The following is a 22,179-nucleotide window of genomic DNA, read 5'->3' as shown; positions in this document are numbered from 1 at the left end:
GCATGACACTCACGGACGCGGCGGACGCGGACTCCGTTCGTTGGCCCGTACAACTCTTCGCCGCCCCTGTTGCTGTTGTCTTGGCCGCTGCGCCCGCTGTTCACGCTGCCTGCCTTCCACTTGCTCCCGATGTTCTCGCTCTGTCTCGATCCGCGTCACATTCGGTGGCAGTGGGCGAGGTTGAACGGATGTTGATGGATGCTGTGAAACGGGTGCCACGGCCCCGGAAATTGATTCTGGCACAGGTTCTGGCGTTGGTTGACCAACTGTGCCGTTTTGGGTGATCGAAGGCTCTACGGGCCTTGTAGATGCCCTAGAATTGCCGTTCTCGTCCTTGTCCGACGCAGGTTTCTCAGCAGACAACTGGCCCTGGTCGGACGGTGAATCGGGTTGCTGCGGCTCTGCCGTGAAAGTTGTTGCGAGAGTAGGCTGTCCCGTTCCTTCGTCACTTTGCACTCGTTCCGACGGTGTAGGGCTGTCATTCGATTGCACTGATGAACTTGCAGCGGCTGTGTCCTGTGGCACGTTGAAACCATCTGCCATTCGTGGCTGGTTGATTTCATCGGCCACCTGATCCCGTTGCGGCCTTACAATCACGGGCGGCTCGATGGCGATTTCCTTGCTGCGCTTGTCCACGATAACGCCCTGCGACATCTGACCATCCGCACTCACCATCATCTTCCGCTGTTTGTCGTAGTCGTTTGCCGCGTCCGCTGGCGGTGCGGCTGGTGCTGGCGGGTTGTCGTCGGGTGGGTTGATAGCTGTGTCCGCCAGCTTTGGTCGCGACATTAGCGCACTCACACTGCGGTGTAACGCTTTGACGCTGTGACGATGCACCTTGCCCTCCAAACCTCTTGCACGCAGTTCTCGGCGACGAATACGTTCTTCGTGAGTCAAAGGCGGCTCAGGGTTGCTCAGACTGTCCAAATGCCGTTCAACCGCATTCCCTAGTGCCTGCCGGAAGTCCTTGGCGTTTCGTGCAAACTTCTGTCGCCTCTCATTGCTGGCACGCTCCTTGAAACTGTCTGCAAGATGTCCACTTACCGGCTTTTGCTCATGCCCCACTCCGTGTGAGGGTTCATCGGGTCGCACATGCACTGCATCGCCCGTATGGCGACTAGATGGCAACGCGGTGTGATGATGTTCTTCGTGCTCTATGGCGTGATCAAAATGCTCGGCCAACTTACCGGGAGCGTGAATGGTTGCACCGCGCAAGGTTCGTCCCTTGCCGCCATGTTCTTCAGCCTCTCGTTGCTGTTGCAAGTATTCATCGACGGTCAAAGGGCGGTTATGGGTGTCAACGCCGCGCACGGCATCACTCATGGGGTGAACAGCAAGTGAGAAAACCTTCTGCCTGTAGATCATTGCAGCGGCAAACAGAATCGAATCAACCAAAAAGCCTAGCATCATGCTGGCTTCCGAGCTTCCTATACTCACCGTGATGATCCCTGCGACGCTAAACAATAACGCCGCATAAATCGCGTTTCCTAACCTTTCCACCTGATGTCCCACCGCTTCCCGTGCCCAATTTGCGGTGATTCGCCACCCAATTTCGGGGACGAAGGCCATCGGCACTGTGACAATGCCCATTAGGATTGTGACGATGAACAGCAATTCGCGGACAAAAAGCTGGAAGCCCACATAGCACAAGAAAATCACAGGTGTAATGAGCAAAATCAACTCGATCACCAAGAAAGGAATCATGGAGAACGGGTTCGCGGCTAACACGGCATTATCACTCATCTGTAGGTTTGCGAAAGGTTGTTTCGCGGTCGTTAGAATGTTTTCCAAGTCTGACCGCCCTTGCGAGTTAGTCGTATCAAGGTAAAGCCGAACCCAGTTGGCCGGATAATTTACCCCATTTATCGTCTCTGTGGTTGGTAACGGTTCCTCGCCGGGATTGGGGTCTTGCACCGTTGGATCTGGCTGGTATTCGTATTGACTGTTGTTCAACAAGGTCGGATTTACATTGAAACTATTGATGTTGTCTGAGATTTGCCCAAACTGCCCAAATTCCCAGACGTATAAAACGTAGTTGTCCCACAGCACATCGTACTCCGAACCCACGCTAGTTCCCGCTGTGCTTGCAACTGCTGCGCTGGCTGTATCCGTGATGAGGTTGCCTGCTCCGTTGACCCACCCGAAAACCGTGCCAAAGTCAAAGAAAAACAGCGTCACAAGACCTGTCGCAAGAAGCGTGCTGACTATCCCTGTAAGCATTTTTGCATGGTGTCCAACTACATACTTCCACGCGAGATAGCCCACGACGAACATCATCAAGACAGGTAAAAATCGCAAAAACACATCGTTGTAACCGCTCTTGAATACTCCTGATATGCGAGAAACCACAGGTTCGGTAATCCAGCTTGGGTCTGAAAACTTGGAACTGATTAGGATTGCGATGTGGAGAATCCACGCAATCAGTTCCAACAACGTATTAGCCACGAAACTAAACACACCTTGGCTTATGTTCGCCGCAAAGTTGTACCAATGCGAATTCTGCGGAAGAGTCCACTGGTACGCCGAAGGGTCTGGCAGGTTCCAGTTCGGAAAAGCTGTATCTTTGGCACTAAAAAGCCCCGTCCCGCTTGGCGTTGAAGCGATGTTCGTTGCGACAGTTGAGCCTGTTGCACTGCCTCCACCTGCTGCAATCTTCATAAGTTTTCGCACCTCCTGTCAGATTGATAAATCCCCGGTTATGGGGTTCCGATGTTCAACCACTTGCCGTTTAGCCATGCGTCCACGGAGTAGCTGGTGCCATACATGCCGTCTCGCATTGTTTGACTTCCGACTGCTCTCGCCGGAATGTTGTCCGCCCGGAGAAGCGCAACTGCCAAGGCTGTCCGGGAGGCTTGGCCGCCACTTCTGGTTGCGAGCGTTTGGTCGGCCCGTGCTGTATGGGTTTGATTTGCAGTGTGGATGTGCTGCTTGACCCACTGCATCGTCACGGATGCGACAGCCAGATTTCGCTTCGTACCTTTCGTGGTTACGCTGGATGCGATGGCATGGGCTTGTTGGGCTACAGTCGGGATGTTGGAGTCCATGAGATACGATGGCAGTAGGTCTAATTGCTGCTCTGATAGGGCTGCCCCCTTAACTGTTGCATCGACGTTTTCAAGCATTTTGGGGCCGTTTGTGACTTCGATACTCGTTTTTCCGCTCCACGGAACGGTGATTGTTCCGTCGATTTGACCGCGTTGGATCGGCAATGCGTACTGATAGTAGTTGCCCACGGAACTTAATAATGTGACCTGTGCAACGCCACCGTTTTGCGTCCCGGTCTTTGTTTCGATGCTGATTGTGTCACTGGTGGTGCCAATGTTTCTTACGGTTGAAGTGTGATGTGTGGCGGATGCTTGTCCACATCCAGTCAGTCCAACAAGCGCACCGAGCGCGATTATAGCCGAAATGATAAGTCGCTTTTTCATCATCAAAAACCTCCCTTTGTCCTATCCGTGTTTGCATGACAAAACGCCGCGCCAGACGCAAAAACAGCGTCCGGGCAGTGTGTCGCCGGACGCTGTGGGAATGGTGTTACTGGTTGGAGTAGGTGTGGCCTGCTACGGTCGTAGACTTGAGTTGGTTGAAGAACCACGCTGGAAAACTGTAGAGCGTGATCATGTTGTCCTCAGTCTGAGTGATGTTCCCGGCGTTTTGCGTTCCAAAGCTGATTGTCGCTGAAATCTTTGCACCCTCGTTGTACGCTGTAGCGGTGTTACTGCTCAGGCTCCACGCGGCCATCTCAGGCTGACCGCCTGACGTGGTATGCTTCGGAATCTGCGTCCACGCCGACACGTACTCACTTGCGGACGGTGGTGGCTGGTTAAGTCCCTGCATCTGCGTTCCTTGTGTGTAGAGCGTATCAGTGTTGACAACCAGTTTCTCGCTCCACGTGCGAGTGGTGCCGTCCGGGTTCCGAAGAACATAGGTGACCGTCCCATTAGTAGGAAGTGAATGCGGTGAACCTGTCCACAACATGCGGAAACCAAACCCGGCTCCCGGCCTCGACCATGCCCAAGGGTCAGAACCTTCACCGGGGCCGTAAGTGTGATAACCGCCTACCCCGTTAATGGTGTAAGTGCCAGAAATCTGTGAGGCTGTAGGGCTAGAATTTTCGAAGCCATCCCAACCATGACTCGATAGCAGAGGCTGCCAGAATGATTTGCCATCGGCTTGAACCGCCCATTGCTCGGCGTTTGATGAAGGCAAATACATAAGGCTCGGTGTACCGGGGTCATAACTTAACCCGCTGATCTGGCCCTGATTCAAAGTCGGCTCGTATGTGTGACTCATTGGCGTTGTAACATCCTTGCAACCGATGAATACCAGCCCGCGCTTAGTGTTACGGTACTGTGGTGTCGGGACGTTATAGACCCACGACAGCGTTTCCGCGCCATTTCCATCGCTACTCCAAGCCTCCGATGAATCATAAGGAGCGGGACAGAGTCCGCCATTCCCCGGAGGAGGCGGAGGGGGCGGTGTTGGGTTTCCCCCGCCCACAGGTGTTCCGCTGACGGAGAAGGTTGCAGAATCCTGTGCCACACGGCCATACCAGTCAGCAACATAAAGGGTCATAGTGTACTTACCAGACGCATCGGACGGAACCTTGACTTGGTTAGGTCTGACACTCGCCCAAGGGTTATCAGTGAATTGCGGACTGATCTTGGAACTACCGATGTTGGTAGCATCTGCCCATGTTTCCCATGTCGGTGACTGCGTAGGGTTAGTTGTTCCACCACCCATGATCGTCGTCATTTGCGGGCCGTCACTATACGGAGCCTGTTGATGCGTCGTGGAGTAACCGGGGTTTCCGACAAGGTTCTCAGTTCCGCCAACCGTACCGCCGCCATTGAATCCTTGCTCCCATTGGTTTGTCACATCTTGGCCTTGTGCGTTTTTGATCTGCACGTACTCAAGATGGTATCCGCTCTCATGGTAGGATTGCAACGCTGCCTCGTCGTACCACTTCAGCGTCCCGCCCGGTGCTACGGTTGTCGTTGGAATCACTAGATGTGCCTGCGGCGGCTGCGTGGCTTGAATGTAATGGTAGTCGTAATCCTGCCCGTACTTGATATAGTTTCCATCTTCAAATGCCGCGCCGGATTCTTGCACGAGGTCGGAGAGATCGACTAAATGATCCCAATCACTATTTCCACGGACAGAATAGACAGCTTGCTCAAGTTGGCCCGAAGAGTACAACTGTTGCAGGTACGGGACGTTTGCGTTCAGCGCATTACCCCATGCGCTAATTTCATCTTGAGAACCCGCCGAACTGGATTGAGCGGTGTACAAATAGCCGTTATTTGAACTGATTTTCGTACCGCCGTTCTGAATCTCGTCAAAATGTAAAAGGTGGGTGTCCGTCAGATCGCCGTTGTTATTGATAACAACATAATCCTGTGCAAAATCGAAAAATGCTCCCTGCTCACCTTGCAGGTAGTTGCTTGGCTGCGATTGTTGTAACTCCAATGTAGACCCACCCAGAATTTCGCCTGCTGAATTGTATGTTCCGGCAGTTCCTGCGTAAGTGCCAGTTCCCGCGCTAGAAGTTGCATAGGCTCTGTGATGTGTCACATAGAAAATGCCGCCAGCTAACACAATTACCGCGAACGAGTACAAAACCTTTTTAGAGCGGAGAATGGCAATTTTTTTCGCCTTTGAATGTTTACCTCGCACGTTTTTCACCCCTTCACGACATCCGTTTATGTATGACAAAAACGCCCGTTCAGACGGGATTTCCCGCATGAATGGGCGTTTTTCATCTGTCCCTTAAAGAGGTTACTTGTACTGAACTACGATTGTACCGTCAGTACCTTTGGATGCTGTCTCCATGGCAAGCGTGTACCAAGAACCGTCGTAAAGTACCCCATATTCCAACGCACTGCCGCTAGAACTGCGAAGTAACACAGTCGAAGGTGGTGTACTGGTTCCACCGTTTTGCACATCCAAGGACGAGTAGCCATAGGCATCAGACGCAGCATGCCACGTTTTACCTCCGTCAAGGCTATAGTCATTGAGTACGCCGCCTCCGTTGACCACAAAATAGTTCCCATTCGTGGTGTCATAACCAGCATCACTGAGGCCCGGAATCGACGTGTAAACCGATGACCCGAATGTGACCGTAGTTTCGTCCACTTCCTTGATAACCTGTGCAACATCGTTTTGATAGGTTGATACGGGAATCTTCGAGCCAGAATCAACAAGCGTCGGCGACGGCTGATAAAGCAACTGAATTTTTCCGTTTCCGAGGTCTGAATACCCCCTGTTCAATGCCGACAGGTTAGTCACCATCCGTTGCAGGTCTGCTGACGACAAATCTCCAGAACTCGGCAAACCATCATTCAGACCAACGGAATTGGCAAGTCCTTCAGCAGAACCATTGGGCAAAAACTGTGTTTGATTCGGTTTAATGCCCCGCGAAATCATGTAAGCATAATCGATCTGGGTGGTTGTGAGCGGGTCGTTTGAACCAAATTTCGAACTGCTATCTGGTGCAAAGATTGCAGACCCGGTGTCTTCGGTCATTCCGTAACCTAAGTCGAACTTGTAGTCTTCTGTCAAAGCGTGAATAACGGGCCACTGCGCCGAACTCACGTCTGAATACGGATTCTGTCCGCTTGGATCACCTTTAATCCCTAACGCCTGCGCGAACGCCAAAGCCGCTTGTAGTTTGGTCGCTGCGCCCGTTCCCGTGGATGTTTGGGACTGGGAAACCATCGTCCAGTCAGTTCCATTCCAATTCGCCTGAATCCCGGCGTATCCGAGAGCCTTCTGCAAGTAGTAAACAGGGATGAAGGACGTTTCAATCGTTGTTCCGGCGTCGAAATAGGCGATGCGCGGTGCGAATGTTACGGCCCGCCCGTTGATCTGGATTGCCATTGTCCCCGATGTGATTTCAACAGGAGTCACGTTGGCGGGGTAATTTACCTTAGTACCCGCCGGGACTTGCAGATTCAAGATTCCATGTGTCCCATCCCAAGTCGTTTTGATGCCCATGTCTCCAAGTGCCTGATCCACGTAATAAAAAGGCAGAAAGCTCGTCGTGGCGGCGTTTGGGCCGCCGAATGGGTCTTTTGTTGCAATGTGCTTAGGCTGTGAGATTTGCTGCCCGTTGGCGTAAATCACTGTGTTGTAGTAGATGTAACTGCTACCTGTTGCAGCGTTCGCCACGACTGGCAGACTCGCCAACACACTTGCAACCATCAAACCCGCTGAAAGCCCCTTGAGAAGCTGTTTACGTGCCATGTTATCCACTCTCCTTGTCCTTGCAAATTAGTTGTATTTAACTACGAGTTTGCCGCCTTGAACTGACGCACTGACGCTGATCTCAGACGTTTCGTGACCGTTGTTTTCAAAGCCGATTACAAAACTGAGTCCTTTCGTTGCGCTACCTTGAACAATGACATCGTTTTTCAGTGCTTGACCGACCGTGCTGTAGCCGGATACAGTCATCTGGTGCCATGCTCTTCCTGTGCTGTAATCGCCTCCAGAAGCCCACGTTTGAAGTGTTGGAGTGCCTTGGAGTCCAGCAAAATTTGGCAGAACTGCGACAAGGTTGCGTCCTGTTTCAACAAGTTGCACGCGGTTGATGTAGCCAATCGCCTCGGCGATGTTGGCTTGTTGGGTGGTCAATGGAATACCAACAGTTCCCGCGAAATCCCCCGCTGTGGGGCGATACGACAACTCGTAGACACCTTTTTCCTTCGTCGTTTTGTACCCTGTCAAGGCCCGCTTTAGATTTGCCATCAGTTTTTCGAAATCCCCTGTGGTAAGGTTGTTCGGCGTTGTGACTCCATCATTCAATCCTGCCGAATCTGCCACCCCAACTGGGTTTCCGGCTGGCATGAAGCGGTATGAATCTTCGGGGATGCCGAATGCAGAGGCGAACGCTGCGTCCACTTGTTGCAATGTAACTCCATCACCACTGCCAAACTTTCCCCTTGCATCAGGAGAGAACATAGGCGAAACTGCCTGTCCATCGAGCTTACTTCGAGCCGTCACTGTTGCAATCATACCCGCGTCTTTGGTTGGTACATCGACAAAATGTGACGTGCCGACAGCCTTCATGTTGAACAACGAAGCCATCGTCATAGCCGCGTCGAGCTTTGTTTCCTGCCCAGATGTCGCAGGGGAGGGCGTTTCAGACGTTTGACCTGTGGTCAGAGCGAGTGTTTTTCCGTCCCATGAAACATGGATGCCAATGCGGTTGAGAACCCCTGCGAGAGCCGATTCCGGGACAAAGATGTTAGGGAGTCCGTTTGACATCTTGCCGTTGATGCAAGGTGTCGCGATCACTGGGTAGTCCCCGGTCGCTGTTCGCAACTGCAACAAGACCTGTCCTTGCGTTGGCTCCCAGTTGATGTTTGGCAAGCCGCTTAGGTCAGGCTGGATGGAACTTGGCAGCGTGATGGTCGTTATCCGGTCTGTTGCATCCCAAGTCACATCAACTCCGACTGATGCCGGGATAGAGTAGATCACTCCGGGAATCGACAACCAGTTTCCACCGTCCGTCAATTGGATTCCGTCAGATTCAGAATGACCGTTAAAAGTCACTGTGGGCTGTGTGAGTTGCCCTGTGATAGCGGCGTTCGCTTGGGTTATTGCAATGCTACTGAGTACAGCGAGTGCGCCCAACGTGCTCGAAATTGCGGCTGGTATGATTTTTCGTGGCATTTTTGACCGACCTCCTTACTATTTCAGAATCGGTATGACAAAATCGGTAAAATCCCGGTAAACTAACAGTCAAGATTCATCATCTTCGCGGTAAAGCCAAAGTATGGGTTCCTTTCTAACCGTTGAGCCGCTTATCGTTCCTTCGGAACTTGGTTCTCTCAGGGAGAGTCCAATCTACCGCCTCCGGCGGTTTACTCTCCGTCTCGCTTGGTTCTTAGATGCGACTTGGTTCTGGTAGTCATTGTATCGTCGTCACACCGTTTGCTGATCCTCGATCCCTGCAAGATAGTGCGTCTCTTCCCCTACAACGAAGAACTGCATATCAATGGCACTTTCATTCATTTCTCTCCACCTTTGTTGCAGCCACCGGGTACGTTCTATCGTTGGAGCAATCCACACGACCTTATTTACCCGTGGGTCTTTAGCCTCAAACAGGTTGGTGATATACAAAGAGAACTTCTTGCGAATTTGCCTCGAACTTTCCGTGGCGTTGTCGTATTCGATCCAAAACATGCCTTTCCCCGGAACCCATATTGCCGCGTCAGGACGGATGTATGTGCGCCGAATATCTGCGTCGTTGTTACCTTGTTTCTTCCGCAAGTTGTATAGCTCGTCCGAACTTTCCCTCGTACTAAACCACCTGACGCCTTCTCGACCGCGTGCTCGGATGTATCGCAATAAAATATCGTTGACTCCCAACTGATGCGAAATTTGGGCCTCCATCGTTACGATTTTGGCCTCAATATGCGATAACTGGTGCGCAAACCTAACGCCACTTTCAGCAAGCATGTAGACAGTCTCAGAATGGCGATCACGACTTGTAATGAGCATTTCGCGTTGTCGCAGTTTTAGAAGATGAGCATCCGTTTTGCTGCGTTTCCACAGCAGAAGCTCCATCAAATCTGAGCGGCGGATGCAGCCTGCGTCGAAGATTACCCCGACGATTTTCTCCATGTCCGTGTACTCACCGTTCGTCCAGTTCAAGATCATGTCTTTTCGCCTCCTTTATCTCGGTTCACTGAACGTCTCCGCGTTTTTGGTGCTAGTTTCGTGCCGCCATCATCATTGCGCTGCTCCTCGGCTTTTGCGGGCGTGAGAGAAGCGGAAGACGTTTGTGGTGCGAATTCAGCACTATTTATTGTTTTAGGTGACACATTCGCACCATCAACAGTGGAACCATTGAGTAAACCTTCCTCCGCCAACACCTTCATAACTGCGTACACAGCGTCCTTTGGAACAGGAGGAAGATGTAAATCTTTCTTGTCACCAAAAACGTACCCTTCTAAAACTGTTGCAACCAATTCTGAGATCGTCATTCCTCGCGCGTCAGCATCGCCTTTTAATAGCTCCGCAATCTCTTCGCTCACGTAGGTACTTATCTTCGTTTTCCGCAGTCCTGTTGGGTCTTTCGGCGGCCTTCCTCGGCCTCTTTTCTCCGTCACGCAATGTCACCTCATTTGTCGTTTGCCGCCACCGAAAACGGCCCCTGTAGACGTTCTGCGAATGGTGGAATCCAGATGTCCTCGGCATTGACCCGTACATACCTTTCGCTCTGTGGTCTAGGATGCGCCCGTCGGAGTCGATAACTCGCACATGTTGACGCGCGGTCACTGTCCACATCAAGCAAGTCCAAGTGGCACCAGCTATCGAAAAAGGCTCCTGAAGGGTTGCCCGACTGACGGTGGAACGCGCAGTTTGAACATGACTTGTTAAGCACGGCAGCCGATGGTCTGCTCCCTCGTAAAATCCTACTATCCGCACGCTCCCAGAGTTTGAGGTCGCCGTTCTCGACCAATGATGCAAGAAGCGTCCGCTCGTTTGTGGCGTCATAAATCAAAGGTGCCTCGGCCTTACCACCGTGGTTGTCCAGATAAACGTGGTCAGAAACCACAATGCTGACGTTCTCGCCCCTCATTGTGTGCGGTTCAGCGGCGTGAACTGCGCAGGCAAAGCGTTTTTCAAGCCGAGTGTGCGAGTCCAGTTGTGCGTAAGGTGAAAGCGTCAGAAACGCGAGTACAGCGTCCTCACCCCTACACTGCACTAGGATGTCGCCGGGGATTTGCGCTGCAATCGGGAAAACCAGCTTTTCACCTGCAACTGGCCTGTAGTAGCATCGCTCCACCGTTGAGTCAAACTTGCCTCCGATGCGAACAATCGCACGATCAAGATCAATGATTGCCATGTCCGTTCACATCCTCTAATTACAAGGAAATATATTTCTTATAATTACATATTACCGCCCAAAAGTTGCCTCGTCAAGGCATTTTGAAAGAATTTCTGTTCCTCAAAAATGTCCCTTTGCATACTCGATGACCCACTGACGAGTCCTTGCCGTTCGCGGGTTTGCTGGCCGCCCTAAAACAACGCACATAGTGATTTGCGCCCTTCCACGCGATGATTCTGGGGTGTGCATGGTCACGGGGTCGCAAGGGGCGGGAAACAGTCCTTGGCGGACGCGGGGTTGCGGGTGGTGGTGTTTTAGGGCGCGAGGCTGTTTCTACCGTTCCGTGGGGGGGGCTTGGGGGTTTCAAGAGTGGATTGCAGTGTACGGCGGTTCTGGCGGGATGACGTGGCATGGGGGGCGTGTCAGGGTTGCAGGGCGATGAAGGGATAGGGGTGAGGGGTATTGTAGTTGCGCCGGATAAAACTGGCTAAATGGAAGGCGGAACTGGCTAAATACACCCCAGAAGTGGCTAAATCAGAACCCGAACTGGCTAAATGAATCAAAGAGATATATTGCAGTTATCTTTATATATCAAGGATTTGCGAGATATTTAGTATCTCCATTTAGCCATTTAGCCACTTTTCTTCGGATACACATATATAACGAGGAGCGTTTTTTTTATGTTCGAGGTTTTCGTCAAAACGAATTATTTTCCCCATATACATACACACACCCCCCTAAAAGAACTGGCTAAATGGCTAAATGGACTCTTGGGAGTTATTCCAATTCTACTCCCTCAACTTTCCCCCGAAGAATGAAGTCACTATGACTCATTGTCGTTTAGCCACTTCCAGCACGATTTTTAGCCAGTTGTGTAATGGCATGAAGAAAAGCCAGCCCTTAGATGGACTGGCCTAATCAAAATCATAAGTCGTCTGTCTCTTGCGCTTTCCGTGCTACCCCAAAGTCCAACTGGTAGCGTTCATACGCACCGGGTGGCACTGTGATCGCCAATTTATCCAAACGAAAACAATAGAGGCGTCCACCGTACTCGACCCCACTCGGTTTACGCATCGTGACCTGACATTGGAGGCGACTCTTTTCTGTCGTGATGATTTTTTGTTTTGCCCACTCGCGTAGTATCTGACGAGGGGGCTTTTGGTGCGCCTTGAAGAAACTCGAAATTACATCGGCCTGGATAGCGAGGTGCCACACGCCATCTTTTTCGGTGATAGTACCGATGTACTCCCCATCAAATGGTTCCTTCGGTTTCCCTGTATCAACATCGATCTCCTCTAAATAACGTATTCGATTTGACTGCTTAATCAGAGCGTCCGTAAAAAGCGGGAGATAGCGTTCTGTCTCGACGGCATCTATGTCTGACATTTGGCTTTTTATAAACTCCTCAAATGCCTCATCAATGCCCCGGAAAAGAATGCCCGTGATTCCTTCCGGCAGAGAGTATCCGTACTCGATGAGATACTTCAATCCAACACGAACCAAAGCGACAATCTTCGCACGGCGGTTGAACAATGAATGGTTTTCAATGTCAGCCGGAATCAACTTTGAGGATGCTTCATACTGAACGCGATAGTCGGCTTCCACCTTTTCGCATAGCTTTGTCCACGATCCATCAGTGATCTCGATCAACTTTTGAACCATTGCACGGCCTCCGTTGCCGTGATTGTTGGATAACTCCTGCATCATCTTCTCTTGGTCTTTCTTTACCCGTTGGATGTCATCCTTGGTACGGGTTTCGTCATGCGGATTTGGAAACGGCGGGTCAAACGTGAACACACGTTGCAATTCACCCTGCTTCGCTGTACTCGGATTGACGAAGTTTTCGTTATTGGCAAGTAACATCGTACCGAAAATCTGCGGATTGTGGCGCAATCCACCACCCTTTGTCCCCATCAACTTACCGCCACCATCACCGAGGACGTGAAGCAACATACCGGGGTCTGCATTGTTCCCGCCTTTTCCTGCCTGATTCCCTGCTTGTGCTTCCTGCCATACGTTCGGGAGGTCAGATCGCACAATCATGCTCTGAGTCGCTGCGAACTGCGTCATTTGGAAGTTACGCACGCTGTACGGTGCTCCGTAAATGCTGATAGCAGCACCGACAGTCGTACTCTTACCTGTACCAGTTTGAGCCGAGACGTATTCTGAGCAGAATCCGAAAAGATCAACGATACCTGACATTTTGGCGGGGCGCATCAGGATAGACGCTGCCGCTGTGCCAACTGCGAAAGCCAGTTTCTTGTATCTGAACATGGTTTCCACAAGTGCTTCGCGTTCCTTAACAATATCGCCCTTAACGGAGAGTTCCGACATCAACTGTTGCTTGTTTGTATGCAATTCAATCGGCATCGAACCAAAACTTTGTTCTGGAAACACGAAGAAAATTTGATCGTTGACGTTGTGCCATCCCAAACGGCTTGTCCCAAGTTCGGGTTCCAGACCAAACCGTGTACGAATGAGATCGTAGCCTTCATTCAGGTACTTACCAAACACCTGTTCTTCTTTGAATGAGCACCCAATGTCTTTAATTTCACCGATCTTGCGCTTGTCGGAGAACGCAGAAGGTGCGCACGTAATCTCTTTCCATCCCTCGTCCCGCGTCCGAGTGTAGATCACAGCCTGAATTTCGCTCGTGGTGATGTCTTTGCGCCACCCTGCGATGTAAGTAGGCTGCGAACTGACTTCCTCAAAACCCATGTTACCTTGTGATGTGGAAACGAACTTTTCAACGCCATCTTCCGAATACTTGTAGCCCGTTGGAAGCGGAAGTTCGTGGTGTTCTTCCGGTGCATCAGGCCACACTTCACCAACCGTGCTTGTTTTGGTCAACAATTCGGCAGCTTCGCGTTCAGCAACGGCCTTGACCGCATCATCTAGTTTTTTGCTTGTGTACTTCGCCCGTTGACCTTTCTTCCGGGCATCGCCCTCGGCTGAAATCAAACGATCTTTCTCAACGTCATAGCGAATCGAGTCCAGCTTCTTAATCGCCGCCAGAACCCGTGCTACTTCCTGCATCAAGTCATGCGGGTCTTCACCGTTGCGAAGGCGTGTTTCCAGAGCCTTAGATTGTTCGATCAAAGGTGTGATGTTGTCTGCGGCAATACGGAAATTTGGCTGTTGGTACGCTGTTGTTTGTTCTTCCGCATCGTAACTTGTGGTGCTGCCTTCTTCATCATCCTCGGTAACGTCGATGACAGGGGCCACAGCGGTTGCACCATCGGTTTCGACTGTATAGGTATGAAGTTGTTCCTGCTCATCGTGCTCTGTTTCAGATGACAAGGAATCCATGTACGCCCCACGCTCCTGTTTCCGACGTTCCTCTGCGATCTTACGACGTTCTTCCAGTTCTTCCGGGGTCGGCGGCGGTGCTCCCCACGGGCCTCGACCGCCCTGTTCTTGGTTGTATGCCATGCGAACGTGATAAGACGGGTTCTTGTCCAATTCGAAAAGTGGACAATTCTTGCACTGTTCCAATGGGTGATCCGCTTGTGCTCTATGACAGCTACGCGGAGCCATATCCGCCGTGTCCTTCCATTTACGGCCCGTATCACGCTTGCTGTAACGGTCTTTATCGACCGAACTCCATTCATGGAAGATGGTTTCATCATCTGTCATTGCATGGCCCCAAGAGGCCATCGTAATCCAGTCCTCATAGCTGACATCGTTTGCACCTGCTTCGGACGCGAAGTAATCGATCCGTGCGCATAATGCAGGGGCTTTTTCGCGTATGATTTCATTGGGTACAGGTTCCCAAGGTCTTGTATCTCTTGGCTTATCAGAATAAGCGCGAGAGCCACCAGCGTTCTTGATGACTTCGATCAAAGTCTGGGGTGCCTGCGCCAGAGATACATCGTCAGGAGACAAACCTTCTACCCAGTCATAACGATTCCCGGATTTGTGTTTACCGGGCGGAACAACAACGTACCCACGATAACCACGAACATCAAGGCCCGGATAATCGCCTTTCAGATTGACTGCATTTGTTATGATGGTGCCATCAGTCGGCCAAGCGAAATAGATATGTAAGCCACCGCCGCCTGTTTTTACGCGAACTGTTGCAGGGAGTTCGCCGATTTCGGATTCGAGTTTCGCCAAAGACTCGTATCCGCCGTTTTTTTCATCAACGTCCAATACCCAAACGCCTGACTCTTGGCCGCACGCTAATGCCCAGTTAGTGTCCGGCCACTGTTTTTGCCATTTCGCCAGTTGAATAAGGTCTGTCGTGGCATTTTCCGGCCAAGATGTGATGCGCGGGTGTTTCCCCTTGTTCGGACACTCGGGGCGACCGCATGTGCATTCTCCGTCAGCTTTCGTGCTGTTCACGGGGAAAATGCGCCATCCAAGTCTCGAAAACATTTGCAGCGTTGTTGGCTTACTGCCGCTTGAAATTGACCCCATGTCAGCGTTATAATGCTGATGAGGCTGATTGTCGTGATCGATCACGATGATCCCTCCAGTGTCCCAAACGCACCGCTAATGCGTTGGGATGTTGGTTGTACTGTACGGAGCTAAAGGAACTGAGACGGTTTTGCAAAGACCAGCGTCCTACCGCTGGTCTTTTGCTTTGTTAAGCCGCCTCGACTACACTGCGATGTACGAGCCACGAGTGCCCGATTTTTTTCGCGATTACTTTACCTTCCCGTGCCCACTCCTGTACGGTTCTTGGACTTACCCCTAGTACCATTGCGGCGTCACGGCAACTCATCCACTCCTTCATTTGCATGTCACCTCCATGTCGTTTAGTGTCGATTACTGACGATTACAGATAGAGTGTAGACCTTTTCCTTTCAAAAGCGTTAGGCGCACATTGACCCTATAATTCTGTTAGGATTCTGGGGTGCCGAACGCCGAAAATACCGCTCGAAGTACAGTCCGTAGGACGAGCGGGTGTAAAAGTAAAATCCGACGGATATTTACCATTTGATCCCAAATAAAAATGAGACGAGGAAACCTTTGGGGCAGAAAGGAAAGAATTTTTTGTGACAATTTTGTGAACAAAAGAAAAAGGCCACAAGTTTCCCTGTGGCCTACGTCATTTGAGTGAGGTGTAACGGATAAATTAGACTGCCTAAAGTAATTGTAAACCCGTGATTTAACTGATTCCCCAGTGTTCAAGTGTCTTTAGAGATGTGATTTCTCACTGTCTTCTCACTGACGAATAGTTGTGCGGCAATCTCCTTTGTTGTCTTATCCTGGACCAGGAGTTCAAAGACCTCCCGTTCTCTGTTTGTCAATAACGATTTCAGACGCGCGTCCTTTTCAGAAGACATCCCCCTTATCCCTCCTTGTCAATCTGATACAAGAGCGGGATACAGTCAGGGTATAGTATGACTTTGGTTCAACCCATGTGCCGCAAAAGCGCAACATGGGCAAGAATTTATTGATATCGGGCCATTGGGAATGAATACCGCTCCTCCCGGAGGGCACACACAGATGAGTGCTTAGCAATACGCGCCTTTTAGCGTCTTGCGCCCTCCAGTTCTTCAACAGCCGCCTTCAACTGCTCCATGCCTTTCACCAACAACTGCCGCGGACAAGCAATATTCACGCGCTGAAAGCCTTCCCCTTCGCGGCCAAACAGATGCCCTTCATTGAGCGCCAAACCTGCTTTATGGACAAAAAAGCGATCCAATTCTTTTACACTTAAGTTCAATTTTGTACAATCTAACCAAACCAAGTAAGTCCCTTCTGGCTCAATCACACGAATCTGCGGCAAATGCTCGGCAACAAACCCCTTTAGATACTCCAGATTGCCCTCCAGGTACTCCAGCAAGGCGTCCAGCCATTCAGCGCCGCCCTCGTACGCTGCAATCATCGCCTCGATACCGAAAATGTTTAATTCCCCCATCGAAGCTTTGTTCAACATGGCCTCATAGCGCTTTTTCAGTGCTGGATTGGGCGCGATCACATACGCGGTCGTCAACCCGGCCAAATTAAATGTTTTGCTTGGCGCTGCGCACGTCAAGGAATGCTCCGCGAACTGTGGCGACAAGGAGGCGAATGGCGTGTGCCGATGCCCTCGGAAAATCAGATCCGCATGAATTTCATCGGAGATGACCAATACCCCATGCCTTAAACAAATTTCACCGACGCGCTGCAATTCTTCAGGCGTCCAGACACGCCCAACCGGATTGTGTGGGCTGCAGAGAAACATCACTTTCGCCTGCGCCGCCTTTATCTCCAAATCCGCAAAGTCGATTTCGTAACGGCCATTGCGCTCCACCAGTGGATTTTCAATCACTTTTCGATCCCACACCGAGATCACCTTCTTGAACGGGTGATATACAGGCGGTTGAATCAACACACCGTCTTGAGGTTCCGTAAATGCTTGAACAATGACAGACAAAGCCGGCACTACCCCTGGCGCTGGCGCGATCCAGTCGCGTTCAATTTGCCAGTTGTGGCGTGTTTTAAACCATTTGACGATGGCTTCAAAATACGCGTCCTGCTGGACTGCGTAACCATACACCCCATGCTCAGCACGTTTGACAATGGCATCAATCACACATTGAGGTGATGAAAAATCCATATCTGCTACCCACAACGGGATGACATCTTCACTGCCAAAACGTTTGCCGACGGCATCCCATTTGGACGCGCCCGTATTTCGTCTATCAATGACCGCATTAAAATCGTAGGTCAATCTGATAACCCCCATTCTTCTCGGAGCATGCTTCAACCATGCATGTTGTATACATTTTGCAATCGGAAAACGATCCCTATAATAATCTACCACACGTGCTGCATTGCATCACGCACAGCAAACCGATGAACCACTAGAAACGGCTATTCCTCATCAAAATGGCATAGACTAGGTGCCATCAGCGCAAATTTCTGATATTTTCACTTGCGAATTCGGCAGTTTTTCTCTAATTTATACATAAGGGGTCGGAAAACAAGGTTTTATGTGCGAGCTGTTGATATATCATTGCAAAGACTTCTCTAAACATCGGGCTCTTGCATGGCGCAAGATGATGAAAATCGCCGAATGCGCTATTTCTCCGTCTGCACATCAAAAACAATGGAAAGGGACGTCTGCATGGCTCAAAATATACGCGTTCAGCACACTGAACCAAGGCGTTTCCTGCAGCCTGCCTCCGGCTACCTACAAGATTATGATTACACGTTGAACCCGTTTGTCGGCTGCGTGTTTGCTTGCAAATACTGCTATGTGCGCGCAATGCCCATCGCCCGTTTTCACGAAGGGCAGTGGGGAAACTATGTCGATGTAAAACAGTTGGATAGCGCTTCTTTTACGCGAGAACTCATCGCTGCGCGCAAGCGAGGCGCTGTGCGCATTTTCATGTCGTCCAGCACAGACCCCTATCAGCCGATTGAATATCGTGAACAACGTTCACGGACACTGCTGGAGCAGATGGTCGCGCATGCTGATCTCGTCGACTTTTTATTTATCCAAACCCGGTCGCCTTTGGTCACACGCGACATCGATTTACTCCAAGCTCTGGCGCAGCGCGTGATGGTCAGCATGACCATCGAAACAGACCTCGAAGACGTCAGACGGCGTTTTACACCCTATGCGCCGCCTCTGCCCAAAAGATATGAGGCCTTGCGCACACTGCGAGACAACGGCATTTTAACGCAGGTTGCCGTCTCACCCGTTCTTCCTGCCAGTGACCACTTTGCTTCATCACTGCGAAATCTGGCTGACTATGTCGTCATCGACGATTACTTTATGGGAGACGGCGCGAGCGGCAAACGGACCAAGCAGTTGCATGTGGAGGAATTGTACACACCAGATGAAATTGAGAACTGGTATCAGCCGCATGCTTATCAAAAGACACTGACGCAGTTTCAAACGATTTTTCCAGCGGAACAAGTCTACGTCAGCCGCATGGGGTTTCTGCCGCCGGCGGATCGAAAATAAAATGACCAATGCGCTCACCGCATTGCAGGGAGGAACAACCATGCGTGAAAGTGTACCGCTTTATAAACAATTAAAATCGAGAATCCTTGAACAGATTCGCCAAGGTCATTGGAAGCCGGGACAACAGCTTCCATCAGAAGCTGAACTTTCGCTCGAATTTGACGTGAGCCGGACAACCGTGCGTCAAGCGCTGGGGGATTTGGTGAGCGGTGGATTTGTCATTCGCCGTCAAGGCAAAGGGACATATGTGGCGGAGCGCGTGTTCACATCTTCTGCTACCACCTTGTACGGGTTTGCCGAAGCGCTGCGAGAACTAGGCGTCGACGTCATCGTGCGGATCGAACGGCTGGAAGAACAAAAATGTCCACCACAAATCGCCGCTGCTTTAGGGGTTTCCGAGGGCCGCAAAACATTGCTCATCGAACGGACAGCTTGGGTGGAAAACGAATGCTATTTTCGGGATAAGTCATATATCTTGCCTCCGTTTCATTTGGATATCGGAAAAATATCGCAGCAACCGGATGCGTTTGACTACATTTATGGCTTTTTCGAGCAAAACGGGGTCCGCATCAACTCCGGCCATCAAACCATTGCTGCGCAATTGGCGACGGATGCCGATTGCGAACAATTTAGCTTGGAAGCGCCTGCACCCATGTTGGTCATCGAGCGGATTACGCGGGACGAGACCGGCGCTGCCGTCGAATTTTCCGAGGTGCGATATCCTGCGGAACGCTACCAATTCAGCGTCAATTTATTGCGTCAGGCAGATGCGGTCAAGTAAAAATCCCTAATTCACGTGCAGTCATATGGCTGCACGAGGTGGGCTGCTTCACAATGCCTGAGCTTAAAAAGCATAATATATATCAATAAACTCGGAAATAAAAAGTGGTATACAGCCCAAAATACATTTCATATAATAAAAGGAGAACTTGTAATGATGACATAACATATTTACTATTTGGTGGTGACTTGTCATGATGACACAACAAGCCTTTCGCCGACTTACGCATTACTTTCCGTTACCCATCCTCACAAATCGGCAGCACTACCATTGGTTGATTGTCTGTACCGTCTCCATCGGCGCTTTCATGGCCGCTCTGGATGCCAGTATCATCAACATCACACTCGTCAACCTCGAACATTCATTTCAAGTATCCATGGCCACCATTGAATGGGTCAGTCTGATATACCTGCTCACACTGGCAGCGCTCATCGTTCCCTTTGGCAGCCTATCCGACATTTTGGGCCGACGCCCCATGTACACTTGTGGATTTCTCGTCTTCATCATCGGCTCGTTCCTCTGCGCCATTTCACCGTCTCTCGGCGCATTGCTCTGTTTTCGTGTCATTCAAGGCGCTGGCGCCGCTATGCTGCAGGCGAACAGCGTATCCATCATCACAGCCGCATCTCCGTCGTGCGTTCGCGGCAAGGCAATCGGCATTCAGGCGTTTGCGCAGGGTCTTGGCCTCAGTGTCGGCCCATTGGCCGGTGGTTTTTTTATCGATCACGCCTCATGGCACACCATCTTCATGATCAACGTGCCCATTGGTATCTTTGGCATTCTGATGGCGCTCATGATCTTGCCATGTTCCACTTCCCGCGAAAAGCGAGCGCATTTTGATGGTCTTGGCGCACTCCTGTTGGCCTGCGCATTGGTCAGCATCATGTATTTGCTCAAAGAAGGCACAAACAACATCGGGCTGCTGGGCGGTGGCCTCCTCGTGATCGTCATCATCCTCTTGTTATTGGGATTCTTCTTCTGGGAGCGCAAAGCCAAACGTCCTCCCCTCGTTCAGATTGCCTATTTGGCGAAACGCGAGATCTGGTTGGGCAATTTGACGGGTATCCTGTCTTTCAGCGCAATGTATGCTGTCACCTTGCTTGGCCCATTTTGGTTGATTCACGAACGTGGGTTCAGTTCCTTGACTGCGGGATTGTACCTGTGTGCGGTCCCCATCGGCATGGCCATTTGTACACCGCTGGCTGGCGCTTTGGCGGACCATGTTCCAGCACGCCAATTGACCATGGCTGGGATGATGCTGGTCTTTCTAGGCGCGCTCTGTTTGGCCGCCGCCCCAACATCCCTATTCGTCTTTCTGCTTGGCCTCTTCCTCGTGGGATGTGGTCTCGGCACTTTTACGCCGCCCAACAATGCGAAAGTGATGGAAGCGACCGCAGTCGCCCATCTTGGCGTCGCAGGCAGCATCCTCAACATGTCCAGAACGATAGGCATGGGGCTTGGTGTCACCATCGGCGGCGTGACTTACGATTTGTTTGTGCAGATGTTCGGCGCGCAGCATCTGATATCCGCATTTCGAGCCTCGTTTCTCGTCGCGGCGATCATCGCGCTTCTGACCGTCATTATCCTCTTGTGCAACAGACCGTCAGCTGCGCATCAAGACACACAAAAAACCGCCTAAGTCCGGATGGCCTCAAGCGATTTTTTGTGTGTCCACAGGTTTTTAACGAAGCCAAAAGACGCTTTTCAGCTTGCGACCATACTCAAGCTGGTGACTGCAAATGTTCGACATTTGCGTCCACGCGATTTTCTGCCTTTGCCCGCCGTTCGCAATCCTCATCGCAAAAGCCGTGATACACTTTCTCGCATTCCTCGCAACACAGATGCTGACGATGACAGTCCAGGTACCCACAATTGATGTAGCGATCACAAGGGGCATGGCAATGCTCACATTGACTGATAACCACATCTTCGTCTGTGTAATTGACACGAACAGCAATGCGCTCGTCAAACACATAACACTTTCCGTCAAACAAGTGACCGCGCACTTCTGGATCTTTGCTATAAGTGACGATCCCGCCATCCAATTGATAAACATCCTCCACACCTTGGCTGATCAAGTACGCGGACAGCTTCTCACAGCGAATCCCACCTGTGCAATAAGTCAGCACTTTTTTGCCGGCAATTTCGTCTTTATGTTGTGCGAACCACTCCGGAAATTCGCGAAATGCCCGGATATCCGGTCGGATTGCGTTGCGAAAATGGCCAATGTCATACTCATAATCATTGCGCCCGTCAATGACGACAACATCTTCTGATTCAAGATACTGATGAAACGCTTTTGGCTGAAGGCGTTTGCCAGTCACTTCCGTCGGATTTACATCATTCTCCAATTGCAAATTGACGATCTCGCTTTTGTGGCGAACATACATCTTTTTAAAAGCGTGGCTTGAAGATGGATCCACCTTAAACACCATCTCTGCAAAACGCGCATCCTGATGCATCGCCGTCATATACGCATCTGTCGCCTGCTTTGTGCCAGATACAGTTCCATTGATGCCTTCTTCGGCCACGATGATACGCCCGCGCAGATCTAGCGATTGACAAAAGGCCAAATGTTCCGCTGCAAACGTTTCTGGATTTTCAATCTTGGTGTACATATAGTACAGGAGGATTTGGTAATCTTGCATTGAAATT

General features: G+C 50.9%; 16 protein-coding genes. 3 read left to right on the top strand and 13 right to left on the bottom strand.

Annotation, left to right across the window (positions count from 1 at the left end):
- Positions 1-9 precede the first annotated feature (9 nt).
- From ACFSB2_RS09555 to ACFSB2_RS09500, 12 genes are all read right to left on the bottom strand, one after another.
- Entirely contained in the window at positions 10-2,658 is a 2,649-nt protein-coding gene (locus ACFSB2_RS09555; protein WP_377942810.1) for a hypothetical protein, read from the bottom strand.
- A gap of 38 nt (positions 2,659-2,696) precedes the next feature.
- Positions 2,697-3,428: a transglutaminase domain-containing protein gene (locus ACFSB2_RS09550; protein ID WP_377942809.1), complete on the bottom strand. Its 732-nt coding sequence runs from the start codon at positions 3,426-3,428 to the stop codon at positions 2,697-2,699.
- Between the two features lie 106 nt (positions 3,429-3,534).
- Positions 3,535-5,676 (bottom strand): hypothetical protein, encoded by a 2,142-nt coding sequence (locus ACFSB2_RS09545; RefSeq protein ID WP_377942808.1) that lies wholly within the window; start codon positions 5,674-5,676, stop codon positions 3,535-3,537.
- A 102-nt stretch (positions 5,677-5,778) separates the two neighbouring features.
- Positions 5,779-7,245 (bottom strand): hypothetical protein, encoded by a 1,467-nt coding sequence (locus ACFSB2_RS09540; protein ID WP_377942807.1) that lies wholly within the window; start codon positions 7,243-7,245, stop codon positions 5,779-5,781.
- A 27-nt stretch (positions 7,246-7,272) separates the two neighbouring features.
- Entirely contained in the window at positions 7,273-8,673 is a 1,401-nt protein-coding gene (locus ACFSB2_RS09535) for a hypothetical protein (protein ID WP_377942806.1), read from the bottom strand.
- 252 nt (positions 8,674-8,925) lie between these two features.
- Entirely contained in the window at positions 8,926-9,663 is a 738-nt protein-coding gene (locus tag ACFSB2_RS09530; RefSeq protein WP_377942805.1) for a replication-relaxation family protein, read from the bottom strand.
- Entirely contained in the window at positions 9,660-10,115 is a 456-nt protein-coding gene (locus ACFSB2_RS09525) for a hypothetical protein (RefSeq protein ID WP_377942804.1), read from the bottom strand. Before ACFSB2_RS09525 ends, ACFSB2_RS09530 begins: the two co-directional genes overlap by 4 nt.
- Before the next feature lie 11 nt (positions 10,116-10,126).
- Positions 10,127-10,855 (bottom strand): hypothetical protein, encoded by a 729-nt coding sequence (locus ACFSB2_RS09520; protein WP_377942803.1) that lies wholly within the window; start codon positions 10,853-10,855, stop codon positions 10,127-10,129.
- Positions 10,856-11,761: 906 nt separating this feature from the next.
- Entirely contained in the window at positions 11,762-15,301 is a 3,540-nt protein-coding gene (locus ACFSB2_RS09515; protein WP_377942802.1) for a bifunctional DNA primase/polymerase, read from the bottom strand.
- A 124-nt stretch (positions 15,302-15,425) separates the two neighbouring features.
- Entirely contained in the window at positions 15,426-15,563 is a 138-nt protein-coding gene (locus ACFSB2_RS09510) for a helix-turn-helix domain-containing protein (protein ID WP_377942994.1), read from the bottom strand.
- A gap of 406 nt (positions 15,564-15,969) precedes the next feature.
- Positions 15,970-16,128: a LuxR C-terminal-related transcriptional regulator gene (locus tag ACFSB2_RS09505; RefSeq protein ID WP_377942801.1), complete on the bottom strand. Its 159-nt coding sequence runs from the start codon at positions 16,126-16,128 to the stop codon at positions 15,970-15,972.
- Between the two features lie 188 nt (positions 16,129-16,316).
- Positions 16,317-17,501, bottom strand: coding sequence for a MalY/PatB family protein (locus tag ACFSB2_RS09500; RefSeq protein WP_377942800.1), 1,185 nt, complete (start codon positions 17,499-17,501; stop codon positions 16,317-16,319).
- Positions 17,502-17,897: 396 nt separating this feature from the next.
- On the opposite strand from ACFSB2_RS09500, the gene ACFSB2_RS09495 reads away from it, so the two are divergent.
- From ACFSB2_RS09495 to ACFSB2_RS09485, 3 genes are all read left to right on the top strand, one after another.
- Positions 17,898-18,743: an SPL family radical SAM protein gene (locus ACFSB2_RS09495; RefSeq protein ID WP_377942799.1), complete on the top strand. Its 846-nt coding sequence runs from the start codon at positions 17,898-17,900 to the stop codon at positions 18,741-18,743.
- Positions 18,744-18,783: 40 nt separating this feature from the next.
- Positions 18,784-19,524: a GntR family transcriptional regulator gene (locus ACFSB2_RS09490; RefSeq protein WP_377942798.1), complete on the top strand. Its 741-nt coding sequence runs from the start codon at positions 18,784-18,786 to the stop codon at positions 19,522-19,524.
- Positions 19,525-19,717: 193 nt separating this feature from the next.
- Complete coding sequence (locus ACFSB2_RS09485; protein ID WP_377942797.1) at positions 19,718-21,163, top strand: MFS transporter; 1,446 nt, start codon at positions 19,718-19,720, stop codon at positions 21,161-21,163.
- An 82-nt stretch (positions 21,164-21,245) separates the two neighbouring features.
- Here the strand turns inward: ACFSB2_RS09485 and trhO are convergent, their stop codons facing one another.
- The gene (gene trhO, locus ACFSB2_RS09480) at positions 21,246-22,172 is read right to left on the bottom strand and encodes an oxygen-dependent tRNA uridine(34) hydroxylase TrhO (protein ID WP_377942796.1); all 927 of its coding nucleotides are present in this window, start codon (positions 22,170-22,172) and stop codon (positions 21,246-21,248) included.
- Positions 22,173-22,179 lie beyond the last annotated feature (7 nt).

It is taken from the genome of Alicyclobacillus fodiniaquatilis (assembly GCF_042678105.1).
Lineage (GTDB): Bacteria > Bacillota > Bacilli > Alicyclobacillales > Alicyclobacillaceae > Alicyclobacillus > Alicyclobacillus fodiniaquatilis.
Note: the sequence above shows the minus strand (reverse complement) of the source record. Positions and strands in the feature narration are given on the sequence as shown.